At 60.5% G+C, this 26,698-nt stretch carries 24 protein-coding genes and 1 pseudogene; 14 read left to right on the forward strand and 11 right to left on the reverse strand.

Annotated elements, in window-relative coordinates:
* Positions 1-31: 31 nt before the first annotated feature.
* From YUO_RS0100390 to fixL, 3 genes are read right to left on the reverse strand one after another with little or no spacing between them, the layout of a single operon-like run.
* Positions 32-469, reverse strand: coding sequence for a response regulator (locus YUO_RS0100390; protein ID WP_083754418.1), 438 nt, complete (start codon positions 467-469; stop codon positions 32-34).
* 43 nt (positions 470-512) lie between these two features.
* The gene (gene fixJ, locus YUO_RS0100395; RefSeq protein WP_028345515.1) at positions 513-1,130 is read right to left on the reverse strand and encodes a response regulator FixJ; all 618 of its coding nucleotides are present in this window, start codon (positions 1,128-1,130) and stop codon (positions 513-515) included.
* Positions 1,114-2,655 (reverse strand): sensor protein FixL, encoded by a 1,542-nt coding sequence (gene fixL, locus YUO_RS0100400; protein WP_028345516.1) that lies wholly within the window; start codon positions 2,653-2,655, stop codon positions 1,114-1,116. Before fixL ends, fixJ begins: the two co-directional genes overlap by 17 nt.
* Positions 2,656-2,934: 279 nt before the next feature.
* Here fixL and YUO_RS0100405 point away from each other — a divergent pair, with 279 nt between their 5' ends.
* Both YUO_RS0100405 and YUO_RS0100410 read left to right on the forward strand, forming a co-directional pair.
* Positions 2,935-3,762: a universal stress protein UspA gene (locus YUO_RS0100405; protein ID WP_028345517.1), complete on the forward strand. Its 828-nt coding sequence runs from the start codon at positions 2,935-2,937 to the stop codon at positions 3,760-3,762.
* Positions 3,763-3,788: 26 nt separating this feature from the next.
* The gene (locus YUO_RS0100410; protein ID WP_028345518.1) at positions 3,789-4,235 is read left to right on the forward strand and encodes a CBS domain-containing protein; all 447 of its coding nucleotides are present in this window, start codon (positions 3,789-3,791) and stop codon (positions 4,233-4,235) included.
* An 85-nt stretch (positions 4,236-4,320) separates the two neighbouring features.
* Here the strand turns inward: YUO_RS0100410 and YUO_RS0100415 are convergent, their stop codons facing one another.
* On the reverse strand, positions 4,321-5,493 hold the full coding sequence (locus YUO_RS0100415; protein WP_028345519.1) for an acetate/propionate family kinase: 1,173 nt from the start codon (positions 5,491-5,493) through the stop codon (positions 4,321-4,323).
* 26 nt (positions 5,494-5,519) lie between these two features.
* Positions 5,520-7,925, reverse strand: coding sequence for a phosphoketolase family protein (locus YUO_RS0100420; RefSeq protein ID WP_028345520.1), 2,406 nt, complete (start codon positions 7,923-7,925; stop codon positions 5,520-5,522).
* A 757-nt stretch (positions 7,926-8,682) separates the two neighbouring features.
* Here YUO_RS0100420 and YUO_RS0100425 point away from each other — a divergent pair.
* The 12 genes and pseudogenes from YUO_RS0100425 to YUO_RS0100480 form a co-directional block, all read left to right on the forward strand.
* Positions 8,683-11,163: a heavy metal translocating P-type ATPase gene (locus YUO_RS0100425; RefSeq protein WP_051379155.1), complete on the forward strand. Its 2,481-nt coding sequence runs from the start codon at positions 8,683-8,685 to the stop codon at positions 11,161-11,163.
* Positions 11,160-11,537 carry a cupredoxin domain-containing protein gene (locus YUO_RS0100430; RefSeq protein WP_028345522.1) on the forward strand — a complete coding sequence of 126 codons (378 nt, stop codon included), beginning with the start codon at positions 11,160-11,162 and terminating at the stop codon, positions 11,535-11,537. The genes YUO_RS0100425 and YUO_RS0100430 overlap by 4 nt, the downstream gene beginning before the upstream one ends.
* Positions 11,538-11,665: 128 nt before the next feature.
* Entirely contained in the window at positions 11,666-11,917 is a 252-nt protein-coding gene (locus tag YUO_RS0100435; RefSeq protein ID WP_035725710.1) for a DUF2933 domain-containing protein, read from the forward strand.
* Entirely contained in the window at positions 11,914-12,585 is a 672-nt protein-coding gene (locus YUO_RS0100440; RefSeq protein WP_028345524.1) for a methyltransferase family protein, read from the forward strand. The genes YUO_RS0100435 and YUO_RS0100440 overlap by 4 nt, the downstream gene beginning before the upstream one ends.
* 185 nt (positions 12,586-12,770) lie before the next feature.
* Positions 12,771-13,478 (forward strand): ABC transporter ATP-binding protein, encoded by a 708-nt coding sequence (locus YUO_RS0100445; protein ID WP_028345525.1) that lies wholly within the window; start codon positions 12,771-12,773, stop codon positions 13,476-13,478.
* A gap of 4 nt (positions 13,479-13,482) precedes the next feature.
* Positions 13,483-15,846 (forward strand): ABC transporter permease, encoded by a 2,364-nt coding sequence (locus tag YUO_RS0100450; protein WP_028345526.1) that lies wholly within the window; start codon positions 13,483-13,485, stop codon positions 15,844-15,846.
* Between the two features lie 3 nt (positions 15,847-15,849).
* Positions 15,850-17,079: an efflux RND transporter periplasmic adaptor subunit gene (locus YUO_RS0100455; protein ID WP_028345527.1), complete on the forward strand. Its 1,230-nt coding sequence runs from the start codon at positions 15,850-15,852 to the stop codon at positions 17,077-17,079.
* A 141-nt stretch (positions 17,080-17,220) separates the two neighbouring features.
* Complete coding sequence (locus YUO_RS0100460) at positions 17,221-18,216, forward strand: universal stress protein (RefSeq protein WP_235782595.1); 996 nt, start codon at positions 17,221-17,223, stop codon at positions 18,214-18,216.
* A 141-nt stretch (positions 18,217-18,357) separates the two neighbouring features.
* Positions 18,358-18,726 (forward strand): hypothetical protein, encoded by a 369-nt coding sequence (locus YUO_RS0100465; RefSeq protein WP_028345529.1) that lies wholly within the window; start codon positions 18,358-18,360, stop codon positions 18,724-18,726.
* 13 nt (positions 18,727-18,739) lie between these two features.
* A complete protein-coding gene (locus tag YUO_RS0100470) occupies positions 18,740-20,596 on the forward strand; it encodes a PHA/PHB synthase family protein (RefSeq protein WP_028345530.1) in 1,857 nt (618 codons plus the stop codon).
* Positions 20,597-20,722: 126 nt separating this feature from the next.
* Positions 20,723-20,854 carry a hypothetical protein gene (locus tag YUO_RS48425; RefSeq protein WP_283806393.1) on the forward strand — a complete coding sequence of 44 codons (132 nt, stop codon included), beginning with the start codon at positions 20,723-20,725 and terminating at the stop codon, positions 20,852-20,854.
* Positions 20,829-21,272 (forward strand): annotated as a pseudogene (locus YUO_RS0100480) (GNAT family N-acetyltransferase); the annotation flags it as partial. The gene YUO_RS48425 and the pseudogene YUO_RS0100480, both read left to right, overlap by 26 nt.
* A 33-nt stretch (positions 21,273-21,305) precedes the next feature.
* Here YUO_RS0100480 and YUO_RS0100485 read toward each other — a convergent pair.
* The 6 genes from YUO_RS0100485 to YUO_RS0100510 all read right to left on the reverse strand — a co-directional run bounded on the left by YUO_RS0100485 (position 21,306) and on the right by YUO_RS0100510 (position 26,692).
* The gene (locus YUO_RS0100485; RefSeq protein WP_028345532.1) at positions 21,306-22,145 is read right to left on the reverse strand and encodes a universal stress protein; all 840 of its coding nucleotides are present in this window, start codon (positions 22,143-22,145) and stop codon (positions 21,306-21,308) included.
* Between the two features lie 76 nt (positions 22,146-22,221).
* A complete protein-coding gene (locus tag YUO_RS0100490) occupies positions 22,222-24,786 on the reverse strand; it encodes a cation-translocating P-type ATPase (RefSeq protein ID WP_198027950.1) in 2,565 nt (854 codons plus the stop codon).
* Entirely contained in the window at positions 24,786-25,403 is a 618-nt protein-coding gene (locus tag YUO_RS39410; RefSeq protein WP_051379273.1) for a hypothetical protein, read from the reverse strand. The genes YUO_RS0100490 and YUO_RS39410 overlap by 1 nt, the downstream gene beginning before the upstream one ends.
* A 53-nt stretch (positions 25,404-25,456) precedes the next feature.
* Positions 25,457-25,879 carry a hypothetical protein gene (locus YUO_RS0100500; protein ID WP_198027951.1) on the reverse strand — a complete coding sequence of 141 codons (423 nt, stop codon included), beginning with the start codon at positions 25,877-25,879 and terminating at the stop codon, positions 25,457-25,459.
* Positions 25,880-25,929: 50 nt separating this feature from the next.
* Positions 25,930-26,415: a phage holin family protein gene (locus YUO_RS0100505; RefSeq protein WP_028345535.1), complete on the reverse strand. Its 486-nt coding sequence runs from the start codon at positions 26,413-26,415 to the stop codon at positions 25,930-25,932.
* Between the two features lies 1 nt (position 26,416).
* Positions 26,417-26,692, reverse strand: coding sequence for a hypothetical protein (locus YUO_RS0100510; protein WP_028345536.1), 276 nt, complete (start codon positions 26,690-26,692; stop codon positions 26,417-26,419).
* Between the last annotated feature and the right edge of the window lie 6 nt (positions 26,693-26,698).

The following is a 26,698-nucleotide window of genomic DNA, read 5'->3' on the forward strand; positions in this document are numbered from 1 at the left end:
TACGGGGTTTTACGGAGGCAGCCCTGTGGCTTCAGGGCTTGCTTGCCGCGGGGCGCATACCAATTGCGTTTCGGACAGATTCGACAAGGTTACCGTCCAGGTTGGGCTTAAACAGCACCTGGCGCACCCCGGCCGAGATCGCCTTGGCCGAAATGTTCGCGTCCGGATATCCTGTAATCAGAACGATTGGCGTCGGGACGTCGAGGTCACGCAGTCGATGAACCAGCTCCAGGCCGTCGATGTCAGCCATTTTGTAGTCCACGACAAGGCAATCTGCGCGATTCCGGGTTGCAGACCCAAGCAAGGCCGTGCCGCTGCGGAAGGTCCGGACGTCGAAACCTTCCGTTTCCAGTAGAAATCGCAGCGATGTGCGGACGTCGTAATCGTCGTCGACGACGTAAACCATCGATTTCCGGCGCGAGGAACCGATCCGGGCTTTATCGCTGGAGCCGTTTTGGGTGTTGGTCATTCTAGCAAGATAGCCGGTTTCCCCGTTCCCGAATTGACTTGGCTCAATCCTCGACGATCCCGGCCCGGATCGCAAACCGCACCAGTTCGGAAAGGTTAGCGGCCTGCATCTTGGTCATGACGTTCGCCCGATAAACTTCCACGGTGCGCGGGCTGATGTCGTATTCCCTGGCGATCGCCTTGTTCGATAGTCCCTTCACGAGCCCTTGCATCACCTGGCGTTCGCGCTGGGTGAGGCTGGCGACCCGGGCAGCCATGTCGGCCGACATCGCCTCGCTTTTCGAGCTGCTTTCCCTCGTCGAAAGGGCGGTCTCGACCATGCCGATCAGCCGGTCATCCTCGAACGGCTTTTCGAGAAAATCGAGCGCGCCTAGCTTCATCGCTTCCACCGCCAGTGGAACGTCTCCATGACCGGTCATGACGATGACCGGAAGCTTTCGCGAGCCCGAATTCAATTGACGCAGCAGCTCCATGCCATCGATGCCCGGCATGCGCACGTCCGTGACCACGCAGCCGGCGTCCAGGTTCGCAAGCTCGTTCAGGAAAACTTGCGCGGAATCGAAAAGGCGTACGCTGAAGCCGGCCGAACCCAACAGGAAATCCAGCGAGTCGCGCATCGCCGGATCGTCGTCGATGACATAAACTTTAGCGCTCTGCGGCATCGGTCATATCCTTGGGGTGCGCAGCGGGCAGGGTGAATCGGAACGTCGCGCCACCCGACCTGTTCGTTTCGGCCCACATCCGGCCGCCATGGGTTTCGATGATGGTGCGGCTGATCGAAAGGCCGACGCCCATGCCGGCTTCCTTCGTGGTGAAAAATGGCTGAAACAGGTTCGCAAGGACATCGTCGGCGAATCCCGGACCGGTATCCGAAACCGCTATTTCAATCATATCATCTGCAGCCTTGGTGTTTGAGGCAATCAGCTCGCGGTGCGTCGAACCGGCCATCGCCTCAAGCGCGTTGCGGAAAAGGTTAACCAGCACCTGCTGAATCTGGACCCTGTCAGCAAGCACGAGGTCGCATGTCGGGTCGAGATTGAAGCGCAGCAGTACCCCCTGTTCGCGGGCACCGGTGAGACCGAGCGCGCCGGCCTCCTCAATCAGTTTCGAAAGACTCTCGACCCGCTTTTCGGACGCTTCGCGCGCGACGAAGTTGCGCAGTCGCCTAATGATATCGCCGGCTCGGATTGCCTGCTCGGCGGCGCGGTCGAGAGCTGCCTCGATCTTTGGCGCATTGGCGTCCGTGCTGCCGGACAGTAGACGGCGCGACCCCTTCATATAGTTGCTGATGGCCGACAGCGGCTGATTGAGCTCGTGCGCGAGCGCGGAGGCCATCTCGCCCATCGCGCTGAGGCGGGACATGTGAACGAGTTCGGATTGCAGTTCCTGGAGTCGCGTCTGCGTACGTTGCTGCTCGGTGAGGTCGCGCACGAAACCCGTAAAGTAGCGCCGCCCGCCCGATCGCATTTCGCCGACGGCGAGGTGCATCGGAAAAGTGGTGCCGTCCTTGCGCATGCCGGTCACAATGCGGCCGATGCCGATGATGCGCTGTTCGCTTGTCTTCAGGTAGCGGGCGATGTAGCCGTCATGACGGCTGCGATCCGGCTCCGGCATCAGCTCGCTGATGTTCTTTCCGATCGCCTCGGATTCGCTGTAGCCGAACTGACGCTCGGCGGCACTCGAGAAGAACTGCATGATTCCATGCTCGTCGATCACGATCATCGCATCGGGGATCGTATCCAGAATCGAGCGAAAGTGTCTTTCGCGGGTCCTGACCGCCTCCTCAAGGCGCTTCTCGCGATTGATGTCGATCATGACGCCGCTGAGCCGGGCCGGAGCGCCATCGGGACCATCGATGGTAGTGCCGAGCGCGCGCACCCAATGAGCATCATCCGAGTGCCGGATCACTCTGTACTGAATGTCGAAACTGCACCCCGTGTCGATCGAGTGTTGCACGGCCTTTGCCGTGCGATCGCGATCCTGCACATCAAGCAGGGAAAGGAAGAGATCGTAGTCTACAGGCGTGTCCGCCTCGACTCCGAAGAGCTTCCGCGTGGCGTTGGACCAGTTCAACTTCCGCGTTGATAGTTCAAGATCCCAGGCGCCGACGCCGGATCCCTCCGCACCGCTGCGCGCGTTCTGATCGAGCGGATCCTGACTTTGGAACGGTCGGTCGGCGTCAGTCATACTTCGCCTTTTAGGCCCCTTTGCCTATCAGATATCGCATTAAGTCGAGCATGTGAAATGACCCGCGACGTTAGTGGTCATCCGCCTGTATCTGATTGATTTCGAACGTAATTTCAACAAGCCCGCGAGGTCGTGCCCCGCAAATGAACGGCTTGCAATTCTCTGCGAGAGCCGAGGCGTCGCTTGATCTAGGTCAGGTTCGAACTGGGGCGGGCCTCTAGGATGCAATCGACGGCAGGAGGCCCATACGGCATTTCATCACAGGCCATGGAGCAGATTATGAACTACAAGACCGTCATGGTTGGTCTGGCGCTGGACCGCCCCAACGATGCTTGCCTTGCCGTGGCCGGAGATATCGCCGAACGATTCGGGGCGCGGGCCATCGGCGTCGCCGCCTCGGACCTCAGGCCGCCAATGTATTTCGCCGAAGGCGACTTTGCGCAAGAGCTGCTCGATCAGGAAGTCCGTGGCATCCACAAACGGCTGTCGGAGCTTGAGGCGGAGTTTCGCCAATCGGTCGAGAAGCGCGCGACGTCCGTCGAGTGGCGTTGCGGCCGGGCGTGGCCGGCGCCCTACATGCTGCAGCAGGTAAGGGCCGCCGACATTCTCGTGGTTGGCGCGCGCGCCGAGACCCTGGTCGATCCGAGCGCTGCCGTGGACCCGGGCGACCTGCTGATGCAGGCCGGCCGACCGCTCGTCGTCGTGCCACCCACCGTGCAATGGCTCGATTTGAGAAGTCTCCTGATTGCCTGGAAGGATGTGCGGGAAGCGCGCCGGGCCGTGTTCGACGCACTGCCGATCCTGGCTGTAGCAAAAGAAGTCACGATTACCGAGATCTGCGAGCAGGACGTCGCCCACGCCGATGCGATGTCGCATGTTGCCGATGTGGCAGAGTGGCTGCGCGGGCACGGCATCGTGGCGCATTCCGTTGTTCCAGAAAGGGCTGGCAACGTTACCGAACGACTCGACAAAATCGCCCTCAATGTAGGTGCCGGTGCCGTGGTTGCCGGCGCTTATGGTCACTCGCGCTTGCGCGAATGGGTACTCGGTGGTGTCACGCGCCATCTTGCAACTGAATCGCGCCGTTGCGCGGTCCTGTCCCGCTAAGGGTTTGCATATCGCGAGGAACGGCCATGCATAGATTTCTCGAAGCGACTGCAGGGCAGTACATGACGCCTAACGTGAAGACGGTGGAGCGTGAGACCACCATGCGCGAGCTGCAGAGAATGTTCGACGAGGACGATTTCAACTGCTATCCGGTCCGCGACGGCGAGGACATTGTCGGCGTCGTCAGCCAATTCGACTTTCTGAAGTGCTTCGCCTTCAACCCCGGCCGAATGGTGCCGGCCTATGACGATCTCTTGTCTCGGATGGTCAGTGATGTCATGACGCCGGAATTTATCTATGTCGATCCGGCGACCAAGTTAACAAGAGTATTGCAGCTGATCGTAGACCACCGGATGAAGAGTCTTCCCGTGCTGGATGCCGCGCAGCGGTTGGTGGGAATCATTGCGCGCAAGGATATCATGCGCGCGTTGACCCGCAGCCAGCTCTTGATGTCTTCGCGCGATTCCAGATAGATCCCCGACGTCGCATCGTATCGAACCCAGCACGAACCTTTGATGCCTTTGAAATCGGCGGCATGGATATGGCACGCGAGTACAATTATCTTGTTTTGGTCAAGCAATGCCTTGCGATCATGATCTCTTCATCCGTTGGGATAACGCGGACGTCTATTCGGCTTTCCTTGGCGCTGATCCGGCTCTTGGAAAGATTATTGGCTTCACTGTCGAGTTCGACGCCCAGCCACCGCAGCCGGGCACATATGGCGGCTCGAACCGCGCTGGCGTGTTCACCTATCCCGCCGGTGAACACAAGGCAGTCCAGCCCACCAAGACTGTTGGCCATCGCCGATACTTGCCTGGTGACGCTGAACGCGAAGAGGTCGAGCGCCTCGGCGGCGCGGGGATCGTCGCTGGCAAGCAGTGTTCTTACATCATGGGAGATGCCGGAAACCCCAAGGAGACCGGATTCCCGATAAAGTAGACGCTCCACGTCAGCTGCCGACATCTGCATCGCCTGCTGCAGATACAGCAACACGCCGGGATCGATCGCCCCGCAACGGGTTCCCATGACGACGCCATCCAGAGCGGTCAGGCCCATCGTGGTATCGACGCTCCGTCCGTTCTGCATTGCGCACAGGCTCGCGCCGTTACCAAGATGCGCGACGACCGTACGGGCTGCGGCAAGGGCAGGTGAGAGACCGGCGAGTCGGCTCGCTATGTATTCGTAGGATAGTCCATGGAAGCCATAGCGGCGGATACCGATCTCCTCAAAGCGTCGAGGAAGGGCGAAGCGGCTGACCGGAGGCTCGATTCCGTAATGGAAGGCAGTGTCAAAGCATGCGAATTGCGGCAAGTGCGGCCGCAATGAATTGATCTTGCGCATGGGGCTCAGGCATCGGGGCTGATGCAACGGTGCGAGCGGCGTCAGTCCGTCCAGTTCTTCAATGACTTCCTGCGAGACTCGGACTGCAGTCGTGAATTTCCTGCCGCCATGGACGACTCTATGGCCGATGGCGGCAAGCGCCTTGTGTCGGCTTTCCACCCAATCGATGACGTCGCTGAACAATCCACCTTCGGCCGCGTCCGATTGAGTGAGTTGTCTTTCCAGCAGGATATGCCCGCCGGCGTCCTTCACGACGAGCCGAGGATCCTCTTGATCTTCGTCGAGAAGACCCTTGCAGGACAATCGCGGATCGCCCCCCTCGGAGGTTTCGAACAGCGCAAACTTGATACTGGAGGAGCCTGCATTGAAGACGAGAATGGCATCGGACATCGGTGCCTCCTGGTTGAGCAGACCAGTCAGTCGCCGGCTTCGGCGGCGGTCTTGTAGGGCCAGCTCCACTGCTGGATCTCGGGCATGTCCTCACCATGCTCCCGGACGTAGCGCGTGTGCTCGATCAGTTTGTCGCGAAACTGCTGACGTATATGTGCGGCCGTTATACTCAGTCCCGGCACGCGATCGATGACGTTGATGGCGAGATGGAAGCGGTCCAGGCGGTTGAGTACGGCCATGTCGAATGGCGTGGTCGTTGTGCCTTCTTCCTCGAAACCGTGAACATGCATGTGATCGTGATTCGACCGTTTGTAGGTCAGTCGGTGGATCAGGTAGGGATAGCCATGGTAGGCGAAGATCACTGGCCTATCGCGGGGAAATATGACGTCATACTCCCGATCATCGAGGCCATGCGGATGTTGGTTTTTTGGCTGCAGGGTCATCAGGTCGACGACGTTGACAACGCGGATCTTCAGTTCGGGCAGGGCCGTCCGCAACAGATCGACGGCAGCCAGCGTCTCCAATGTTGGAACGTCGCCTGCGCAGGCCATGACGACGTCGGGCTCACCTTCCTCGGTCTTGTTGCCCGCCCACGTCCAAATACCGATGCCGGCCGTGCAATGCGTAGCAGCTTGCTCGATCGTCAACCATTGCGGTGCCGGCTGCTTGCCAGCCACGATGACGTTGATTCGGTTATAGGTTCGCAAGCAGTGATCGACCACCCATAGAAGCGTGTTTGCATCCGGCGCGAGATAGATTCGAACTATATCCGCCTTTTTGTTCGCGACAAGGTCGACGAAACCGGGATCTTGATGACTAAACCCGTTATGGTCCTGCCGCCAGACATGCGAGGTCAGGAGATAATTGAGCGAGGCGACCGGCCGCCGCCACGGTAGCTCACGCGCCACCTTCAGCCATTTGGCGTGCTGATTGAACATCGAATCGACGATGTGGATGAAAGCTTCGTAGCAGGAAAACAGGCCGTGGCGGCCGGTGAGCAGATATCCCTCCAGCCAGCCCTGGCAGAGATGTTCGCTCAGGACTTCCATCACGCGACCATCATGCGCGAGATGAATATCATATGGTTCGATGCGTTCCATCCAGATGCGGCCCGTTGCTTCGAAGACCGCATCGAGGCGATTCGAAGCCGTTTCGTCTGGTCCCATGATGCGGAAATTGCGGGCGTCACTGTTTAGCCGAACGACGTCTCTCAAGAACTCGCCGGCTTGTCGCGTAGCTTCCGCGCGCGAGCCGCCAGGACACGAAACCTCAACGGCATAGTCGCGGTAGTCAGGCAGCTGAAGTTCGCGCTTCAGCAGCCCGCCATTTGCGTGTGGATTGGCACCCATGCGCCGATCGCCGCTGGGTGCGAGCGCCTGCAGTTCGGGTTGCAGGCGGCCGTCGGCGTCGAAGAGCGCTTCGGGCTGGTAGCTGCGCAGCCATTGCTCGAGTAGCTCCAGGTGCTTCGGGTTACCGCGCGGGTTTGCGATCGGTACCTGATGCGATCGCCAAAAGCCCTCAATCTTCAAGCCATCGATCTCCTTGGGGCCTGTCCAACCTTTTGGGCTTCGCAGCACGATGATGGGCCATTGTGGACGCCGATCAGTCGCGCGGCCTTCACGCGCCGCCCGTTGGATGTGCCTGATGCGGTCGAACGCGGTCTCCAGCGTCTCACTCATCATCCGATGCATAGCAGCCGGTTCATCACCTTCGACGAAGAACGGCTCGTATCCGTAGCCAATGAAGAGAGATTTTACTTCCTCGTTGTTCATCCGGCCAAGTACTGTTGGACTAGCGATCTTGTAGCCATTGAGATGCAGGATCGGTAGCACCGCTCCATCATGGGAGGGATTCAAGAACTTGTTGGAGTGCCAGGCAGCCGCGAGAGGTCCAGTCTCGGCTTCGCCGTCACCAACGACGCAAGCCACTATGAGGTCTGGATTGTCCAGTGCCGCGCCGTACGCGTGCGCCAGTGCATAGCCGAGTTCGCCACCCTCGTGGATCGAGCCGGGCGTCTCTGGCGCGGCGTGGCTCGGAATGCCGCCCGGAAAGGAAAACTGCCGGAACAGTTTTACGATCCCGTCGGCATCACGGGTGATATCGGGATAGATTTCGCTATAGCTGCCTTCCAGATAAGTATTTGCCACCATGCCGGGCCCGCCGTGTCCTGGGCCGCAAACGTAGATCACATTGAGATCGTGGGCGCTGATCAAGCGATTTAGATGGACGTAGATGAAGTTCAGTCCCGGCGTGGTTCCCCAATGTCCAAGGAGGCGCGGTTTTATGTGCTTGGCCTGAAGCGGCTCGCGAAGAAGGGCATTGCCAAGGAGATAGATTTGTCCGACCGAGAGATAGTTCGCCGCCTGCCAGTATCGGTCGATAAGGTCCAGTTCTCGGCTCGTCAGCGAAAACTCAGGTAACTTTTCTCGCATGACAAACTCCCGCAGCAACAAGAAGCTCAGATATTGGATGCATGCATGCTAAGATTGATTATCGCGCCCTTTGACAACAACGTTGCGCGGAAATTGTTGCATTGGCGAACGCGAATAGCCAACCCGCGGCGTACACGCGTCGCGGGTTGATAACGTGCGATGGTTATTTCGGTCCAATATGATGAGGGTCGCTTCTTGGGCCACCACTGTAATGATGGCTGCCTCTAGGCCCAGATTTTCCGGTAGTTGTGCCGGTCTCTTTCTTGCCAATGTGAGGGGGCACCACGGCCTTAGGGCCGCCAGTGTAATGGGGACCACCGTCCGTATTGGCCTTCTTGGTCTGCGCCATCGCCGGCATGGCGACGAGCGAAAGCGCCGTGGCGGCGATCAGAAGAGTGCGGGTGACCATGTCTGCTTCTCCGGTTAGAGGACAGACGCATAGCATCATAGCTGCGGCTTAGCACTTTGCGGTAGATCAAACTCTGGCAATGTTCAGAAGTGTTGCGGTCTTTCCGTTTTCGTACAGCTTCTTCCAGCGCGGGATTGACCCGCTTAATCAGTGTGGCTGATCCCCTTGAGGGATCTTGATCTGGCTCAATCTCGGTCTCGCTCAGATAGCGATAATACTTAGTTCGAAGCGGCACCGGAATGACAGTGGGCGCGGAGCCGGGGTTCAGCTTGCATCTGGGAGAACGTCATGAACGCGATAATAGCGGAGAGGCGGGCGGCTTCGTCTGATCATCAAGATGTGGCCCGCATGGAGCGAAAGCAGAGTATCGAGCTTCGTATCGGCGGATTGACCTGCGCCCATTGTCCGCCGGCTATCGAGAAGGCTGTTGCGGCGGTGCCAGGCGTGGTGTCTTCAACAGTAAACCCAAGCACCAGAACTGCGAGGATTGAATACGATCCTGCACGAACAAAGGTTTCCGACATACTCCATGCCATCCGTACCGTCGGCTATACGGCGGGGACCGCCACGATGCGCGTTCCAATCAAGAACATGCACTGCAGCTCATGCCTCATCCGCATTGAACTCGCGTTGCAAATGGTACCCGGGGTTGTTGCGGCCCGAGCCAGTCTCGGAACCAATGCGGCCGATATCGAATATCAACCGGAAAAGGCCGACTTTGCGACGATCCGCAACGCGATCGAGTCGGCAGGCTACCGGGTCGCCGAGCCGAAGATTGATCCGGAAGCCGACCTGCTCGATCCCGCCGAAGTCGCCAATGAGCAGGAATACCGTACATTGATGCGGAAATTCTGGTTTGCCGCGGCAGTTTCGATTCCAGTTATGGCGCTAAGCTATCCCGATCTGGTTCCGGGACTTCGCGATTGGATGCCAATGGGCAGCGAAACCCGCCGGATCGTTTGGGCGCTGCTCGGAGTGCTGAGCCTTCCCGTGCTCGTCTGGGCTGGCTCGCAATTCTTCATCGGCATGTGGGACGCCTTGAAACACCGCGCCGCCAACATGCACACCTTGATTGCGATTGGCATCAGCGCAGCTTTTGCCTATTCGGTCGTTACCATTGCGTGGCCGCAAATCTTCCCGAGCATGGCGCTCGCCGAGGTTTTCTGGGACGTCACCGACGTCGTCGTTGCACTGGTCGTCCTCGGGCTTGCGCTTGAAATCAAGGCCAAGGGCCGAACCTCGCAGGCGATCAAGAAGCTGATCGGATTGCAGGCGAAGACCGCGCGCGTGATCCGCGACAACAAAGAAATCGACATCGCCATCGAAGAGGTGGTCGTCGATGATACAGTCGTCGTGAGACCGGGCGACAAGATTCCGGTCGATGGTCGCCTGACCTCCGGCTCAAGCGCCGTGGACGAATCGATGATCACGGGCGAATCCATGCCTGTCGAGAAGCAGGTAGGCGACGAGGTGATCGGCGGTACGCTCAACAAGACCGGCAGTTTCCGCTTTACCGCAACCAAGGTTGGCAAGGACACCGCGCTTGCAACGATCATCAACATGGTCAAGGACGCGCAGAGTTCGAAGGCCCCGATCCAGCGCGTCGTCGATACGGTGTCCGGCTATTTCGTGCCTTCAGTGATCATCCTGGCGACCCTGGCCGCGATCGTTTGGTACGATTTTGGGCCGGAGCCGCGACTTGTGTTTTCAATCGTGGTCTTCGTGACGACCCTGATCATTGCTTGCCCATGCGCGCTCGGTCTTGCCACGCCAACGTCGCTGACCGTTGGCATCGGCAAGGGTGCAGAGAATGGCATACTGATCCGGTCGGGTGACGCGCTTCAGGCCGCTGAAAAGCTCGATGCGGTCATTCTCGACAAGACCGGAACCATCACCAGGGGCGAGCCGGCGCTTACGGATGTAGTCGTCACTAGTGCTTACAGCGAGGAGGAAGTGCTCCGCCTGACGGCGTCACTGGAGAGGGGGTCCGAACATCCCCTCGGCGAGGCAATCGTCAAGGGAGCCACAGCGCGCGACCTGAAGCTTTCCGACGCGACTGAATTTTCCGCTATTCCCGGGCACGGCGTCAGCGGCAAGATCGATGGCCGTGGCGTCTTGTTTGGCAACGCCAAGCTGATGCGCGGTCGCGGAATCGCAATCGACATGCTGGAAAGGGATTGGGGTCGTCTGGCCAACGAAGGCAAGACGCCGATGTATGTCAGCGTCGACGGCAAGTCCGCCGGACTGGTAGCGGTTGCCGATACGGTCAAGCCGGATTCGAAAGCCGCGATCGACATTTTGAAGGCGCTCGGCATCGAAGTCGTCATGCTCACCGGCGACAATGAACGGACCGGACGCGCTATCGCGAGGCAGGTAGGCATCGAGCGGGTGCTGGCTGAGGTTCTGCCAGACGACAAAGCTCACGAAGTACAGAAGTTGCAGCTCGAAGGAAAGTCGGTCGGGATGGTCGGCGACGGCGTCAACGATGCTCCAGCGCTGGCTCAGGCAGATGTCGGTTTTGCGATAGGGACCGGCACCGACGTTGCCATTGAAGCCAGCGATGTCACCCTGATCAGAGGGAGCCTGCTAGGCGTCGTGACCGCGATCGAGATCAGCCGCGCAACCATGAGGAACGTGCGCCAGAACCTGGTTGGAGCATTCGGCTACAATGCCCTCGGCATTCCCGTAGCGATGGGCGTGCTTTATCCCTTCATTGGTCTTCTGCTCTCGCCGCTGATTGCCGCAGCCGCCATGGCATTCAGCTCGGTTACTGTCGTAACCAATGCCAACCGGCTTCGCCTGTTCAATCCCCGGAGGACCGCATCATGAGTCCTGATCGTTGGATCGCTACGGCGGCCGGCTTGGCGCTGATCGCCTTTATCGTCTGGTTTTTCTGGCTTAAGCGCTCGACGGGATTTCGCGCCAGCGAAACCACGGGCGGCTATCAGGAAGCGATGATCCTCGTAAAGGGCGGCTATACACCCGATACCATCATCGTTCGAAGCGGCCGGCCGGTTCGGCTGAACTTTCGGCGGGAAGAGACGGCGTCCTGTTCGGACAAGGTCATCTTTTCCGATTTCCAGAAGAGTGCTGACCTGCCTACCGGGCAGACTGTCGCTGTCGAGTTGCTGCCGAAATCGTCCGGCGAATTCGGCTTCGGCTGCCCAATGGGGATGTTCCGCGGGAAGCTGGTCGTCGAATAGCCCTTTCGTCCAGAACATGGCTCTTCGATCGGGCGCGGAAATCGCACTGGGAAGTGCCCTTGATCTGGGTCAAAACGGCATCGCGCCAGCCGGCTAGATTGGAGATCGGTTTAGCAGGAGTGCTGCCGATGTCAGTGCAGGATCATTCTGGCCATCAGGAGCCCGCCCGCGAGGGAATTTCCCTGAAGTCCCGTATCGGGCTGGTCCTGGCCGGGTTCCTCATCATCGCCGGCGCGTTGCTGTTCACCGAACATCAGGCCCACGTGTTGGGGTTGCTGGTCTGGCTGCCGCTGCTCGCCTGTCCCTTGATGCATCTGTTCATGCACGGTGGCCTCGGTCACGGAGACCGTCAACACGATAGCGATAGGAGACCGTCATGAACGGTGAAGCGCCCGGTTATGGTCTGTGGGGCCTCGTCATTATCAATTCCGCAGTCTTTGTCCTGTTTGCCTACAGCTTCTTCAAGCCGCAGACGCCGCGAGACTGGCGTTCATTCAGCGCCTTCAGCGCGTTCCTGGTCGCATTGTTCGCGGAAATGTATGGATTTCCGCTGACAATCTATTTCCTGTCCGGCTGGCTGCAGTCGCGCTTTCCGGGCATCGATTGGTTCTCCCATGACGCGGGTCACTTGCTGGAAATGCTCTTCGGCTGGAAGACCAATCCGCACGCTGGTCCCTTCCATATCCTGAGCTTTCTGTTCATCGGCGGCGGATTCGTCCTGATCGCCGCCGCCTGGAAAGTCCTTTACGACGCCCAGCAGAAGCGCTCGCTCGCCACCACAGGGCCTTACACCTACGTGCGGCATCCGCAATATGTCGGCTTCATCCTTGTGATGTTCGGCTTCCTGCTGCAATGGCCGACCATTCTGACGCTCGCGATGTTCCCGGTGCTGACGGTGATGTATGTCAAGCTGGCGCGAGGCGAAGAGCGTGACGCAAAGTCCGAGTTCGGCGAGGCGTATGCCAGGTATGCGGCCGAGGTGCCAGCGTTCATCCCACGAATCGGGCGGCTTTTCGGTCAGCAAGCAATTGACCCTTATCGCCGGTAGGCTCCGTAGCGGTATCTGGTCGCGGGCAATGGGCGTTGGACTTGAATAATCATCATTCGATCGACGCATTGCTGCCGCGCCCGACGTTCCATAGATCTCGGTCCGCCCCCAGCCTCCTTCCTATTCGCGAACCTTTGCTGATATAGATCAATTTCTTCGGTTAAGGCGTGGCTCAAGCTCACCCAATGACTGAAGCGATCTTCACAGCCACCGCCCTGACCAAGACCTACGTCTCCGGCGAGGTGCAGGTTCATGCGCTGAACAATGTCGATCTGGAGATCTCCGAGAAGGAAGTGGTCGTGTTGCTTGGCCCGTCCGGCAGCGGCAAGACCACGCTGCTCAACATCATGGGCGGGCTCGATCATCCGACCAGCGGTAAGCTGTTCTTCAAGGACCTCGAACTGACTGGCCGGAGCGACCGGGAGCTGACCGATTATCGGCGCCGGCACGTCGGATTCGTGTTCCAGTTCTACAACATCGTTCCCAGCTTAACCGCTTATGAGAACGTTGCACTGGTAACCGAGATTTCGGAGCGCCCAATGCGTCCCGACGAAGCGCTTGCGCTGGTCGGGCTCGAAGGGCGCATGCATCACTTTCCGGCTCAGCTTTCGGGTGGAGAGCAGCAGCGCGTTGCGATTGCCCGCGCCATCGCGAAGCGTCCCGCTGTTTTGTTGTGCGACGAGCCGACCGGCGCGCTGGACTCGAAAACCGGCATCAAGGTGATCGAGGCGCTGCTTGGCGTCAATCGCCAGCTCGGCACCACGACGCTGATCATCACCCACAATGCCAGCATCCAGCAGGTCGCGGACCGGGTCCTGTTCTTCGCCGATGGCCGGATCTCCAGGATCCAGCGAAACGAGACGCGCCGTGAAGCGGCGCAGTTGGTCTGGTGACATCATGTCGGCGCTCGACATTAAGCTATTTCGTGACGCGAGGCGCTTGTGGACACAGGTGCTGGCGATTGCGCTGGTGATCGGCGGCGGGGTGGCCACGCTGATCCTGGCGGTCGGCTCACACCGCTCGCTCGATGAAAGCCGTCTTGCCTATTATGAGCGATACGCATTCGCCGATGTCTTTGCGCTGGCCAAGCGCGCGCCGAAGGCGCTGGTGGACCAGATCGCGCAAATTCCGGGCGTGACTGCAGTCGATGCGCGGATTGCCAGGCTCGCATTGGTCGACGTGCCCGGATTTTCCGAACCCGCCAGCGCACAATTCGTTTCGCTGCCGGACGTCGGCGAACCCGTGCTCAACCGGCTCTATCTGCGGGCCGGGCGTCTGCCCGAACCCGGACGAGCGGAAGAGGTGGTGGTCAACGAAAGTTTCGCGCTGGCCCACCGCTTTGGACTCGGCGCCGGCTTTTCCGCGATCCTGAATGGCAGGAAGCGCCAGCTCATCATCGTCGGCACGGCGTTGTCGCCGGAATTCATCTATACGGTGGGGCCAGGCGACTTGATGCCGGACGACCGTCGCTATGGCATCGTCTGGATGTCGGAAAAGGCGCTTGCGAGCGTCTACGACCTGGACGGTGCATTCTCTTCTGTGTCCGTCAAACTGCAACGCGGCGCGTCGGAGTCCGAGGTCGTTGCCCGGCTCGATTCGCTGCTCGATCGTTACGGTGGACAGGCGGCCCACGGGCGGAAGGATCAAACCTCCCATGCCTGGCTCGACCACGAGCTCGACATGCTCAACAATATGAGCCGAACGCTGCCACCGATCTTCCTGTTGGTTTCGGCATTCCTCGTCAACCTGACGCTCAGCCGGCTGGTGGCGCTGGAGCGCGAGCAGATCGGGCTTCTAAAAGCCTTGGGATATCGCGACAGCAGCCTTGTATTGCACTATCTCAAATTCGTTGCCCTCGTCGTTCTGATCGGGATTGCGATCGGCAGCGTCGTCGGGACCTTGCTGGGACTGCGCATCACCGCGCTGTTCGGCGATTTCTTCCATTTTCCGTTCCTGCTGTTTGCGAGGTCCCCCGATCTCTACGCGATCGCGGGCGCACTAAGCGCAGCCGCCGCCGGCATTGGCGCAATCCGCGCGCTCCGGGAGGTGGTAAACCTGCCGCCGGCTGTCGCGATGCAGCCGCCCGCGCTGCCGAGTTTTCACCGGCTGGTGCCCACGGCCCTTTCCCTGGACAGAATTGTTTCGCAGCCGACGCTGATGATGTTGCGCAACATCTCGCGCCATCCGGTCAGAGCCGCCCTCACGGCGCTCGGGATGGCACTCGCCACCGCGATTCTCGTCGTATCGCTCTTCACCCGCGACACCATGGAGCAACTGATCGAGGTGACCTACTTTCTGGCTGATCGGCAGGATGCAACGATCGGTTTCGTCGAGAAACGGGCGGAGAATGTCGTCACCCAGGTGGCGCGGCTTCCCGGCGTGCTTGCCGCCGAACCGTTTCGAGAGGTCCCGGTTCGGATCCGAAACGGCAATGTTGAACGGCGAATCACGATCAGCGGGCGCCGTCCAGAATCCCATCTCAGGCGCATCATCGATGTCGATCTGCAGCCGGTGGTGCTTCCTGCGACGGGGCTCGCGATCTCCGGCATGCTTGGGAAAATTCTCGGCGTCGGGGTGGGAGATTCGGTCGAGGTCGACGTCCTGGAAGGCGCGCGGCGAACGGTATCCCTGCCGATTGTCGCGTTGGTGGAGGACTATTTCGGCATCAAGGGCATGATGGACATGGAGGTCTTGACGCGCCTGATGCGCGAGGGCCCTGTCGTGAACAGCGTCAACCTCAGCCTGGACGACAACCGCAGAGATCAGTTCTACGCAGCGGTCAAGGCCATGCCGACCGTGAGCGGCATGGCGCTGCAGCGGACTTCGTTGGCAAACTTTCGCAAGACGGTCGCGCTCCTCATCACGACGATGGCCAGCATCTACACTGGCCTGGCGGCCGTTATTGCGTTCGGCGTTGTCTACAATAACGCGAGGATCTCGCTTTCGGAACGGGCGCGGGAGCTAGCGAGCCTACGGGTGCTCGGCTTCACGCGTGGCGAGGTGCTGCGCATCCTGCTGCTCGAACTCGCGATCCTGACCTTGATCGCCCAGCCGGCGGGGTGGGTGATAGGCTATGGCCTTGCCTGGATCATGAAAACCAATCTGGCCGGAGAATTGATGCGCGTGCGCCTCGTCGTCGAGCATTCGACCTATGTGACCGCCAGTGCGGTCGTCCTGCTGGCGGCCATCGCCTCGGCGTTCATCGTTCGCGAGCGCATCAATCAACTAGACCTTGTGGCCGTTCTCAAAACGCGGGATTGAACCATGCCGGTAAACTGGACAAAGCGGATCATAGGTATTGTCGTCATCGGCGCGATCGCGGCGTTGCTGGTCTGGTTTGCCTGGCCGCGGCCGGTCGCCGTAGACTGGGCGACGATTGCGAAAGGCCCGCTGGAGGTAACCGCAGACGACGATGGAAAGACCAACGTACGGCATGTCTATACCGTATCGGCGCCAGTCGGTGGCAAAGTGCTGAGAATTTCTCATCCCATGGGCATGCAGGGGGCTTCGCTGCACGTCGGCGACCAAGTGACTGCTGACGAAACCGTTGTGGCGCTCATGCAACCGACGCCGCCAAGCTTTCTTGACGTACGTTCACACGATCAGCTCGAAGCCGAAGTGATCGCGGCGGATGCTTCGATCCGGCAGCAGGAGGCCGATGTGCGCCGGCTCGAAGCCACCCTCGAATTCGCTCGCACCGAATTCCAGAGGGCGCAGGCGCTGGCGCGGACGCAAACAATCTCAACGCAGGCCTTTGACAAGGCAAAATTCGAAGTAGCCAGCAATGAAGCCGCGCTGGCGAGCGCGCGAGCTCAGCTGGATTTCCGCCGCAACATGCGGGCAAGCTTGGCCGCGCGATTGATCGACCCGTCGAACGCGGCTTCGCCGAAGGATCCAGCGTGCTGCGTCCGAGTGGTGGCGCCGGCAAGCGGGCGGGTGCTGAAGATCATCCAGGACAGCGAAGCAGTGGTTTTGCCGGGAGCGCCGCTGGTCGATATCGGAGATCCCGGGGATCTCGAGGTGGTCGCCGATCTGCTGTCGACCGATGCGGTGCAGATCAAGGTTGGCGCGCCGGTCCGGATCGACGGCTGGGGTGGTCCGGCGGTTCGCGGCAAGGTGGTTCGGATTGATCCGGCAGGCTTTCTCAAGGTATCGGCCCTCGGCATCGAGGAGCAGCGGGTTCGCGTAACTATCGACTTCACCGATCCGCCGGAGCTTTGGTCGCGGCTCGGCCACGATTACCGGGTTGTCGTGCATGCCACGATCTGGAGCGCGGATGACGTTCTGATAGTGCCCGTGAGCGCGCTGTTTCGAAAGGGAGAGGACTGGGCGCTGTTTGCTGTCGAAGATGGCCGCGCGCGCCTGACGCCGGTCAAGATCGGCCATCGCAACAACCGCATGGCGGAAGTGCTGGAGGGCCTGGCCGAAGGACGCCGGGTAGTTCTCCACCCGAGCGATAGAATCGCTGATGGCGTTCGGGTGGAGCGACGATAGATGCGGTCTGTCCGCCCATGGTAGCGAGAGCGCAAAAACGGCCACCCGAGGGTTCGATTTGCCATGGTGCGGCGCCGACTGGCTCCGCGACTTGGGCGCTTGATTGGAGGAATGCTTCGAGCATGACCCGGCTATTGGGATATGCTGCACTGGAAATCCCGGCGCTTGCTGACCCGCGCCTTTCCGGCCCGATCGGCAGCGTTCCCTAAGTTTGATGTGCATCAACCTGGACGGCCCTTCCGTCAGTTACTGTTCCGGAACGCGAGGCGCGGACCGCGTTCTCGACACGGTTGGGAGAGTGCGATGTTCAGGAACATTCTGGTTCATATTCCGTCCGAGCGTCCAGTCAGGGCGGTCATTGACGTCGCCATCGGGCTGACCATCGAGCGCCGCTCGCATCTCGATGCCGTTGCCATCGGTTATGAATCGATGAGCTCCGCCGGAATGATGGTTGATGGCAGCGGTGCTGCCGTTGCCCTCGTGATGGGGGCGGAGCAGGAGCGCGCCCAGGAAAGGGCAAATGCCGCGATTTCCGTATTCGAGATCGAGGCCAAGCTCGCCAAGGTCGCCTACGGCACCAGAGCCATCACGGCGATACCCGCCGAGGCCGGACCAGCCATCGGAGCGCTTGCACGGCTTTACGACATGACGATCGTGCTGCAGCCGGACTCCGCGAATTTCAGTTTCGACAATCACATTCCTCAGGAGATCTTGTTTAATTCCGGCGGGCCGATGCTGATGGTCCCGTACATTCATAAAGGACCGCTCGATGTCCACCATATCGGAATCGCCTGGGACGGCAGCCGTCTCGCTGCGCGCGCGCTGCGCGATGCGATGCCGTTTCTGATGGGCGCGAAGGCCGTCACCGTCATTGCGGTCAACGAGGAAGCCGGCGAAGCATCCTCGGACCAGCTAGTCAGCCATTTGGCGCGTCGTGGCATTACGGCGAGGGTCCAGCGGGTGACCGTGGAACGCGGCGATGTTCAAGGAGCCATTCTGTCGATCGCGGCCGAAAGCAATATGGGCCTGTTGGTGATGGGCGGATACGGCCATTCGCGCTTGCACGAAAGTATTCTCGGCGGCGTCACGCGGGGCATGTTCGATTCGATGACCGTGCCGGTGCTGATGTCGCACTGATCCGAGGTGAGCGCGGGATGTGGCCTTTCTGGCAAGTTGCTGTTGGCCTACGGTCGAAATGCGGCCAGTTTGATGCATCTCAATGATCGGTCCGATGCCAATCGATATCGTTTCGATGGAATTCAAAAATCGGAGATAGTCATGGCAGAGCTGTCTGAACGAAGCGCTTCGAGTCCCTTCCAACCGGCCGAAAACGCGGAGGCGCAAGCCGCCAGGCTGAACCAAAGCGCACTGGAGTTCTTGCTCGGTGCGCAGAAGATTATGTTTGAGGAGCTTGTATTCCTCGGCGATGAGATGCTGGAGAGAACGCGGACCGAAATGCATCTTTTTACGGAATTCGTCGCGAAAATGGCGGGTGCGCATTCAGTCAAGGACGTAAGGACGATGTGCCGGGAATGCAGCCAGCATCAGCTCGATTTCATCCGTCGCGACTACGAGCGGCTGTTCAAGCACGGTGAGCGGATGATCGCTACCACGTCGAACCTGATCAGCAACCGTTCGCTGAACTGATCGGCCAAACAGCATGCACCAGAAAACGAACCTGCCGGGGGCGGAACTTACCGTCTTGCCGCTCCGTGCCCGTGCCGCGGACCAGGGCGACGACCGGCAGCCAACCGTGCCGATCGCGCCGCAAGCGGCACCGGCCACACAGGGGGCGGGGGTAGACACATATCAGGCCGATCGCGCCCTTCATGCGATGCTGGCGCGCCTGAGCGGCGGCATTTCGCCGGTAGCCCTGTTGCTGGCCTATACCGACTGGCTTTCGCATCTCACCTCGTCGCCGCAACGGCAGATCGAGATTTCGCAGGAAGCCTTGCTGGACGCACAACGATTTGTCGAGGCTGCACGGCAGTTCTTCTCGCCCGGGCAGGGACCGTGGTCGCTGATCAAGCCGCAGGCGCAGGACAGGCGCTTCGCTCGGCCGGAGTGGGAACAGCCGCTGTTCAACCTGATGGCTCAGGCATTTCTGCTGGGCCAGCAATGGTGGCATAAAGCTACCACCGGCGTGCGCGGCGTGGCGAAGCAAAACGAGGCGATCGTCGAGTTCTCGGTCCGGCAGATGCTGGACGTGCTGTCGCCCTCCAACTTTGCCGCGACCAATCCGGAAGTGCTCCGGAAATCGTTCGAGAGCGGCGGGGCGAATTTCGTGCGCGGCTGGCAGAATTTCTGCAGCGACTGGATACGCCTGGCCTCGGCGGAACTTGGGCCGGTCAAGACCGACGATTTCGTCCTCGGCGAAACCGTCGCGACGTCGCGCGGCAAGGTCGTGTACCGTAACGAACTGATCGAGCTGATCCAGTACTATCCGACCACGGACAAGGTACATCCCGAGCCGATCCTGATCGTGCCGGCCTGGATCATGAAGTATTACATCCTCGATCTATCGCCGCAGAATTCGCTGGTGAAGTATCTCACCGGTGAAGGCTTCACCGTCTTCATGATCTCTTGGCGTAATCCGGATGCCGCGGACCGTGAGGTGGCCTTCGACGATTATCGCAAGCTTGGTGTCAAGGCAGCGCTCGACAAGATTGGCACGATCGTGGCCGATCGCCAGGTTCATGCGCTGGGCTATTGCCTTGGCGGAACGCTGTTGTCGGTATCAGCCGCGACCATGGCGCGTGACGGCGACAACCGCCTGAAGTCGATCAGCCTGGTTGCCGCGCAAACGGATTTCACCGAGGCCGGCGAACTGACGCTGTTCATCAACGAAAGCCAGGTCGCGTTCCTCGAGGACATGATGTGGGAGCGCGGCGTTCTCGACACCACGCAAATGGCCGGCGCATTCCAGTTGCTGCGCTCCAACGATCTGATCTGGTCGCGGCTCACCCACGATTATCTGATGGGAGAGCGGGCAGTGCCCAGCGATCTGATGGCCTGGAATGCCGATGCCACCCGTTTGCCGTACCGGATGCATTCGGAATATCTGCGCAAGCTGTTCCTCAACAACGACCTTGCCGGAGGTCGTTACCTCGTCGAGGGCAAGCCGATCTCGCTGTCGGATATCCACACGCCGATGTTTGTGGTCGGCACCCTTCGCGACCACGTTGCGCCGTGGAAGTCCGTCTACAAGATTCACTACCAGGTCGACGCCGACGTGACCTTCCTTCTCGCCAGCGGCGGCCATAATGCGGGTATCGTGGCGCCTCCCGGCGAACAGGGACACACCTACCGGATCCAGACAAAGGGGGCGGACGCGACCTATACCGGCCCCGACGAATGGTTGAAGACGGTGCCATCAGTCGAAGGATCGTGGTGGCAGGAATGGACCACGTGGCTGGCCGCGCAATCCGGTGAGCTATCCCGACCGCCGCGCATGGGCATCGAGGCCGTCGAGGAGGACAATCTGCCTGATGCCCCCGGCGACTACGTCCGCCACTGATATCGGCAAAGCAGGGTAGACAAGGCGAGGCGGCATTTGTCATCCGGTCGGACTATCGTGTCGCGCCAGGAACACACGTAGGATACCTGTTCACTACGGCCACGGCCTGCCGGATACCACAGTCTGATGTCGACCTATCGCCTGAAAAGTCTGCTTGCGCCGCGTTCCGTCGCGCTGATCGGAGCCAATCCGCGCCAGGGCTCGGTCGGCCGCACCATTCTCAACAATATGGCCCGAGGACGAGCCGCTGATCCATGAGATGTTGAAGCATGTCACCATGGAGGATCTCCGGCTGCGGTTCTTCGCGCCGACGAAGGAATTTTCCCACGAGTTCATCGCCCGCCTGACCCAACTCGACTATGCTCGGGCGATGGCCTTTGTCGCGTTCGACGAGGCGACTAGCGAACTGGTCGGCGTTGTCAGGATTCACTCGGACTCGGTCTACGAGAGCGGTGAGTACGCCATTCTCTTGAGATCCGATCTGAAGGGCAGCGGGCTCGGCTGGACCCTGATGCAGATGATCATCGAATATGCGAAATCCGAAGGACTGAAGGCCATCTCCGGCGACGTGTTGGCCGACAACACCATCATGCTGGCGATGTGCCGCAGCCTCGGCTTCGAAGTGAAGTCGGATCCGGTCGAACGCGACATCTGTAACGTCAGGCTGGCGCTTTAACATAGCCCTGACGCCGCGATGTCTTCGGTACTGTCAATGCGAAAACAGGATCGGCAGCGGCGGCTTCGAAAGCAGGTCCTTGGTCGCCCCGCCGAGAATGAATTCGCGCCATCGCGCGTTCCCGTAGGCACCCATCACGAGGACGTCGACCTTGTGCGCAACCGTATAGCCTTCGAGCACCTGGCCGATCCGCCGGCCGTTGGCGTCGACCTTGTCCAGCACCACGTCGATGCCGTGGCGCGCCAGGTTCTTGGCCAGTTCTTCGGCGGAATGCCTGGTGTGCAGCTTCTTTTCGTTGATAACGGTAACAATGCGCACCTTCCTGGCCTTCTCGAGCAGCGGAAGCGCATCTGAAACCGCTCGGGCCGCCGCGCGGCTGAAGTCCCAGGCAACCGCAACCATTCCGAGCTCGAACGGACGCGGGCGGGGGCTTTCGGGTACAACGAGGGTCGGCCTGCCGGAGCCGAATATCACCGTCTCGGCATACCACTGGTCATAGCTCTCCGGCACCGGCACGATGGTGAGGTCGCGAAGCCTTGCGTAATCAACCAGCACGTCCGGCACGCGGTAAGTCGGGCACTTTTCAAGATAGGTTTCGTGGAGAATGCCGGCCTTGTTCGCCGCGTTATCGAAAGCGGCGAGCATGTCCTTGGCACTCTTCCGGCTCTTCTCGGCTTCGCCTGCGATGATGCCGGGGATGTTGGCAATCGATCCGGAAAGGAAATGCCCGGGGATCTGGACGTGCACCTCACAGGCAACGGCCGCAAGGTGGGCGCCGAGGTTTGCTGCGATCGAAACCGCCTCCTCGGTAACTGAGACGGGCGTCGGATCGGGGTAACTCGTCAGCGTCAGCAAAATGTCCTTGAATGCCATGAGGCTCTCCTTTTTCGAGATTTAATCTAGCGCTCCCCCGGCGTACCCCTTTGATCCATCGCAAGGAGCTGGATTGTCAGTTTGAAGACCGCAGTCGTGGGCGCAGCACCGACTTCAGCATTTCAAGGACCACCAGCGCGATCGCGCCTGCCCCGAGCGTGAGGGCGAGATCGTCGGCGTGCAGCGGTCCGAAGGTGAAGAGCCTGCTTGCGACCGGCCAGAGCAAGGTGAGAGTCAGGATCGCGGCAACCGCGGCCAGCACCGCGGCCAAGGTCCGATTTGGCCTCCGCAGCGCGGTCAGCAGTGATGCGCTGAACGAGCGATTGACCAGGATCAGGCTGACGATCACCACCACGAGCGAGCAGAACGCCAGCGCCCGCACTTCCGGCACTGGCATGCCGGATTGGAGCGCCATGATGTAAATGGCGGCGACGATCACAAACGCCAGCGTCCCCTGCAAGGCGCTCCAGCCAATCATCGCCCAGGAGAACAACGGTTCGTCGGGCGCGCGCGGGGGACGGCGCATGACGTCGTCTTCCTCGGTCTCGGCCTCGAATACGAGCGAGCAAACGGGGTCGATGACCATTTCGAGGAAGGCGATATGGATCGGCCCAAACAAGAGAGGCATGCCGAACAACAGTGGCAGTAGCGCCAGGCCTGCGATGGGCACGTGAACGGCAAGAATGAAGCTCATGGCCTTGCGCAAATTGTCGTAGATGCGGCGACCCAAGCGGATCGCTTTGACAATCGAGCCAAAATCGTCGTCGAGCAGCACGATCGCCGAAGCCTCGCGCGCGACATCTGTCCCGCGCCCGCCCATGGCAATGCCGATATGGGCCGCCTTTAGCGAAGGCGCGTCGTTGACGCCATCGCCGGTCATCGCCACAATCTCGCCATTGCTCTTGTAAGCGTTGACGATGCGAAGCTTCTGCTCCGGCATGATCCGCGCGAAAACACTTGTCCTCTCCACCCCTCTTGCCAATTCCGCGTCACTCATTTTATCGAGCTGCTCGCCGGTGACGACTTCGTCACGCTCAAGACCGGCGTGGTGCGCGATCGCCTTCGCGGTCGCCGGATAGTCGCCGGTGATCATCACTGCTTTGATGCCTGCCGACAGGCATTCGCGCACCGCCTCGACGACGCTGGCGCGGAGCGGATCGGCAAGGCCGACCAGCCCGAGGAATTCGAATTTCAACTCGCGCGGCGAAGCCGGCCAGTTCTGGCCGGAGTGCGCGGCGCGCGCGACGCCCAGCACGCGCAGGCCAGCCGAGGCCATCGCGTCGATCGATTGCGTCAGCGCCGCGCGGTCGGCGGCGCTCAGCTGGCAAAGGCCGGCGATCGCTTCCGGGGCGCCCTTGGCAGCGACGACATACTCCTGCCGGGAGCTATCCGGCTGCCAGAAATGGGTCACAGCGAGCAGGTCGGGGCGGAGACCAAAGGCGTGAACCAGCTTCCAGTTTGGGTGCTGATGCGACGCCCCCAACAGCCGCTCGCGTGCGAGCGTATGGAATGCCCGCTCCATCGGATCGAACGGCTCTGGCGCGCTTGCGAGCAGGCCGAACTCGCTTAGCTTACGGAACGGCGCCGGCATCTCGCTGCCGTCGTCGGGACGAAAGAGGTATCCGCCCCGCAGCCGCAACTCGACGATCGTCATCCGATTCTCGGTCAGGGTGCCGGTCTTGTCGGTGCACAGCACGGTCGCCGAACCCAGCGTCTCGATCGCCGCTGCTCGCCGCGTCAGTACGCGCGCCAGTGAAATTCGCCACGCGCCCATAGCCATGAAAACGGTCAGGACGACCGGAAATTCTTCCGGTAGCATGGACATGCCGAGCGCAATTCCGGCCAGCACGGCGTCAAGCCATCCGCCGCGCATGAATCCGTAGAGCAGGACTGCGAGCACGCTAACGGAGCCGCCGAGCACCGCAAACAGGCTGACAAGGCGCCTGGTTTGCGCCTGCAGGCGCGGCGGCTCGATATCAAGGGCCGCCAATGACTGGCCGACCTTACCGATTTCGCTTCGCGGACCGATGGCGGTCACTTCCGCGAGGCCCGAGCCGCGCACCACGAGCGAGCCGGAGAATACCTGCGGAAGGTCGTCGCCTCCGGGCCGTTGAAGTCCGGACTCGGAACGATCGTCCCACGCGACCTTGCGCACCGGCACGGATTCGCCGGTAAGGGTCGATTCATCGGCCTGCAGATCCTGACAACGCAGGAGCACGGCATCGGCAGGCACGCGGTCGCCCTCGGAAAGGACGATGAGGTCGCCCCGCACCACATCGCGGCCGGCAATGCGTTTGCGCTCGCCGTCGCGAATGACGAGCGCCCGGGGGCTGGTGAGGTCGCGCAACGCCTCCAGGACGCGCTCGGTGCGGGTCTCCTGTACCACGGTGATTACGATCGACATTGTAGCGAAGGCGACCAGGATTACCGCTTCCTTCAGATCGCCGAGCGCCAGGTAGACGATGCCGCCGACCACGAGCATCGCCAGCATCGGTTCGCGCAGCACCTCGATCGCTATTCGAAACGGCGTGCGGCGGTCGGGTTGCGGGAGTTCGTTATGCCCCTCTGCTCGGAGCCGTGCCTCGGCATCCGCTTCGCTGAGGCCGCGGAACCGTCCTTGCGATTTCAGAAAATGAAACACTATGCCTCGTGATCTGCTTGGATCGATGTGAAGATGGAGGGCGTCTCGACCTCGATGGCGTACGGCCTGAGCTCGACACTTGCTACCGAGAGACGGTTAAACAGATCGCGACGTCGCGCGAGCGGCCACCAATCGTAGAGAAAGATTTCGAGAGGTCGCCAGTTGGCGACCCAGCCAAGAATCAAGAAGCTCTCTTCAGCCAATCTCTTGATCGCGGCTTCCGCCAGATAGCCAGCAGCTAAATGAGCCAGTAAAAGACAGGCAGCAAGAATTGAAGCGCCAATTGCAAGCGAGCGGCGGCCTACTCGAAACAGTTCATTTAGATCACGCTGAACGACGACGACACGGCCAGCAAAATAGCGATTGAATGCATCGGCAAGCTCCTTCGACGTCATTACCTGTGATTGGAGCGCTGGAGTATGCACCACAATTCTGAGGGGTCGCCTAGTCGGCATCTCTTGCGCCCACCCCACGATGTAATCCTCGGCCTCATCAGCGAGATCTTTTTCCCGGAACGGAAAGGGGTCGAGCGTATGAAATAGCTGCGCGATGTCGTTTACACGAATTTCGATGAGGTCTTCCGCGATCTCCGGCGCCGGCTTGTTGTTGGTCGCCATAGACTGTTGCCTTGCTTCGAGTTCCCAAAAGGCCGAGGACATGCCTCTGGTGATCAAAGATAGGACACGGTCGCTACCCGATAGGTGTGCATCTTGCCGCCTTCGTTGATCGAAACGTATTCGCCGACGACGAAGCGCTCATCCGCAAAGTGAAAGCCGACCTCATCGGTCAGATCGGTCTCGCCGTCATAGTGGAAGGCCCAACCGCCGCCCGGCTGGTGCACGAGATGGCCATGCTTGTCCTGCGCGTCCGGGCGCTGACGCACGATCCGGCAGGCATCGCGATACTCCCGCCAGAGTTCTGCATCGATGCGGTCCTCGGAATCGAGCGGAGCGACAATGATGTAGGCTATATCAGCATCGCCCTCGGGATGACCGGGTTCGCGGGCGAGTGCGACACGAACTTGCCGGAATTGCGGCGGCAGGGAAGCGTTGAGAATCGGCTTCGGCTGGGTCTTGGCTCTGGTCTTGGACACCTCGTTTGGCTCCTTGGGTTTATGGCATAAGGGTGCTGCCTCCGCCGGGCTCAGCTTGGCTCGGCCGTGGCCGCAGGGGCGGGTGCTCTGGATTTCTTCAGGCTCTTGAGGATGATTGTGACCAGCGGCACCAGCACCAGCGGCAGCGCGCTGTTCAGGGGACGCTGCACCATGCCGGTGAATTGCGATTGCAGCGCGCGGGCCTCGCTCTGCAAGGCGTCGACCGCGGAGCCGTGAATTTCGGTCGCCAGTTCGAGTTCGCGGCCTGCGGGCGGCCTTCCTCCAACGACGAACAAGACGGCCGCGATCACGAAATTGGCGGTGCCGAGAATTGCCGCCGCAGAAATCGCGCTCCAGATCTGCACCAGTGCGAAATAGGTCGATAGCTCCAGCATCAACAACCCAAAGGCCGCAATCAGCGCGGCGAACGCCCGCAGGCCGAGCCCGACCAGCATGTGCCGCATACGGATCTCCGCGATGATGCGGTCGGTTCGCCACAGCGCGCGCAGCTGCTTGACGACGTTCTCGCTGTTCACGTCAGTGCCTCCTCAGCATGAAACCGATGGCGACGCCGAGCGCGAAGGCGGATGCCAGCGCCGCAATCGGCCGCTCCGCGATCATTTTCTCGACGTGCTGTTCTTCGTCGCTCACGGTCTCAGCGAGTTCGTCCAAGGTGTCCTTGATCTGCCCGGCCAGTGCCTCGGTGCGGCTCTTCGTGGCGTCGAACATATCGTCGGCGGACGTAGTCAACAGGCGCGACATTTCGCTTTTGAGCGCCTGCAACTCGTCACCCAGCCCGCTTGATTTGAACATCACGTT

Source organism: Bradyrhizobium murdochi, assembly GCF_000472965.1.
Taxonomy (GTDB): Bacteria; Pseudomonadota; Alphaproteobacteria; order Rhizobiales; family Xanthobacteraceae; genus Bradyrhizobium; species Bradyrhizobium murdochi.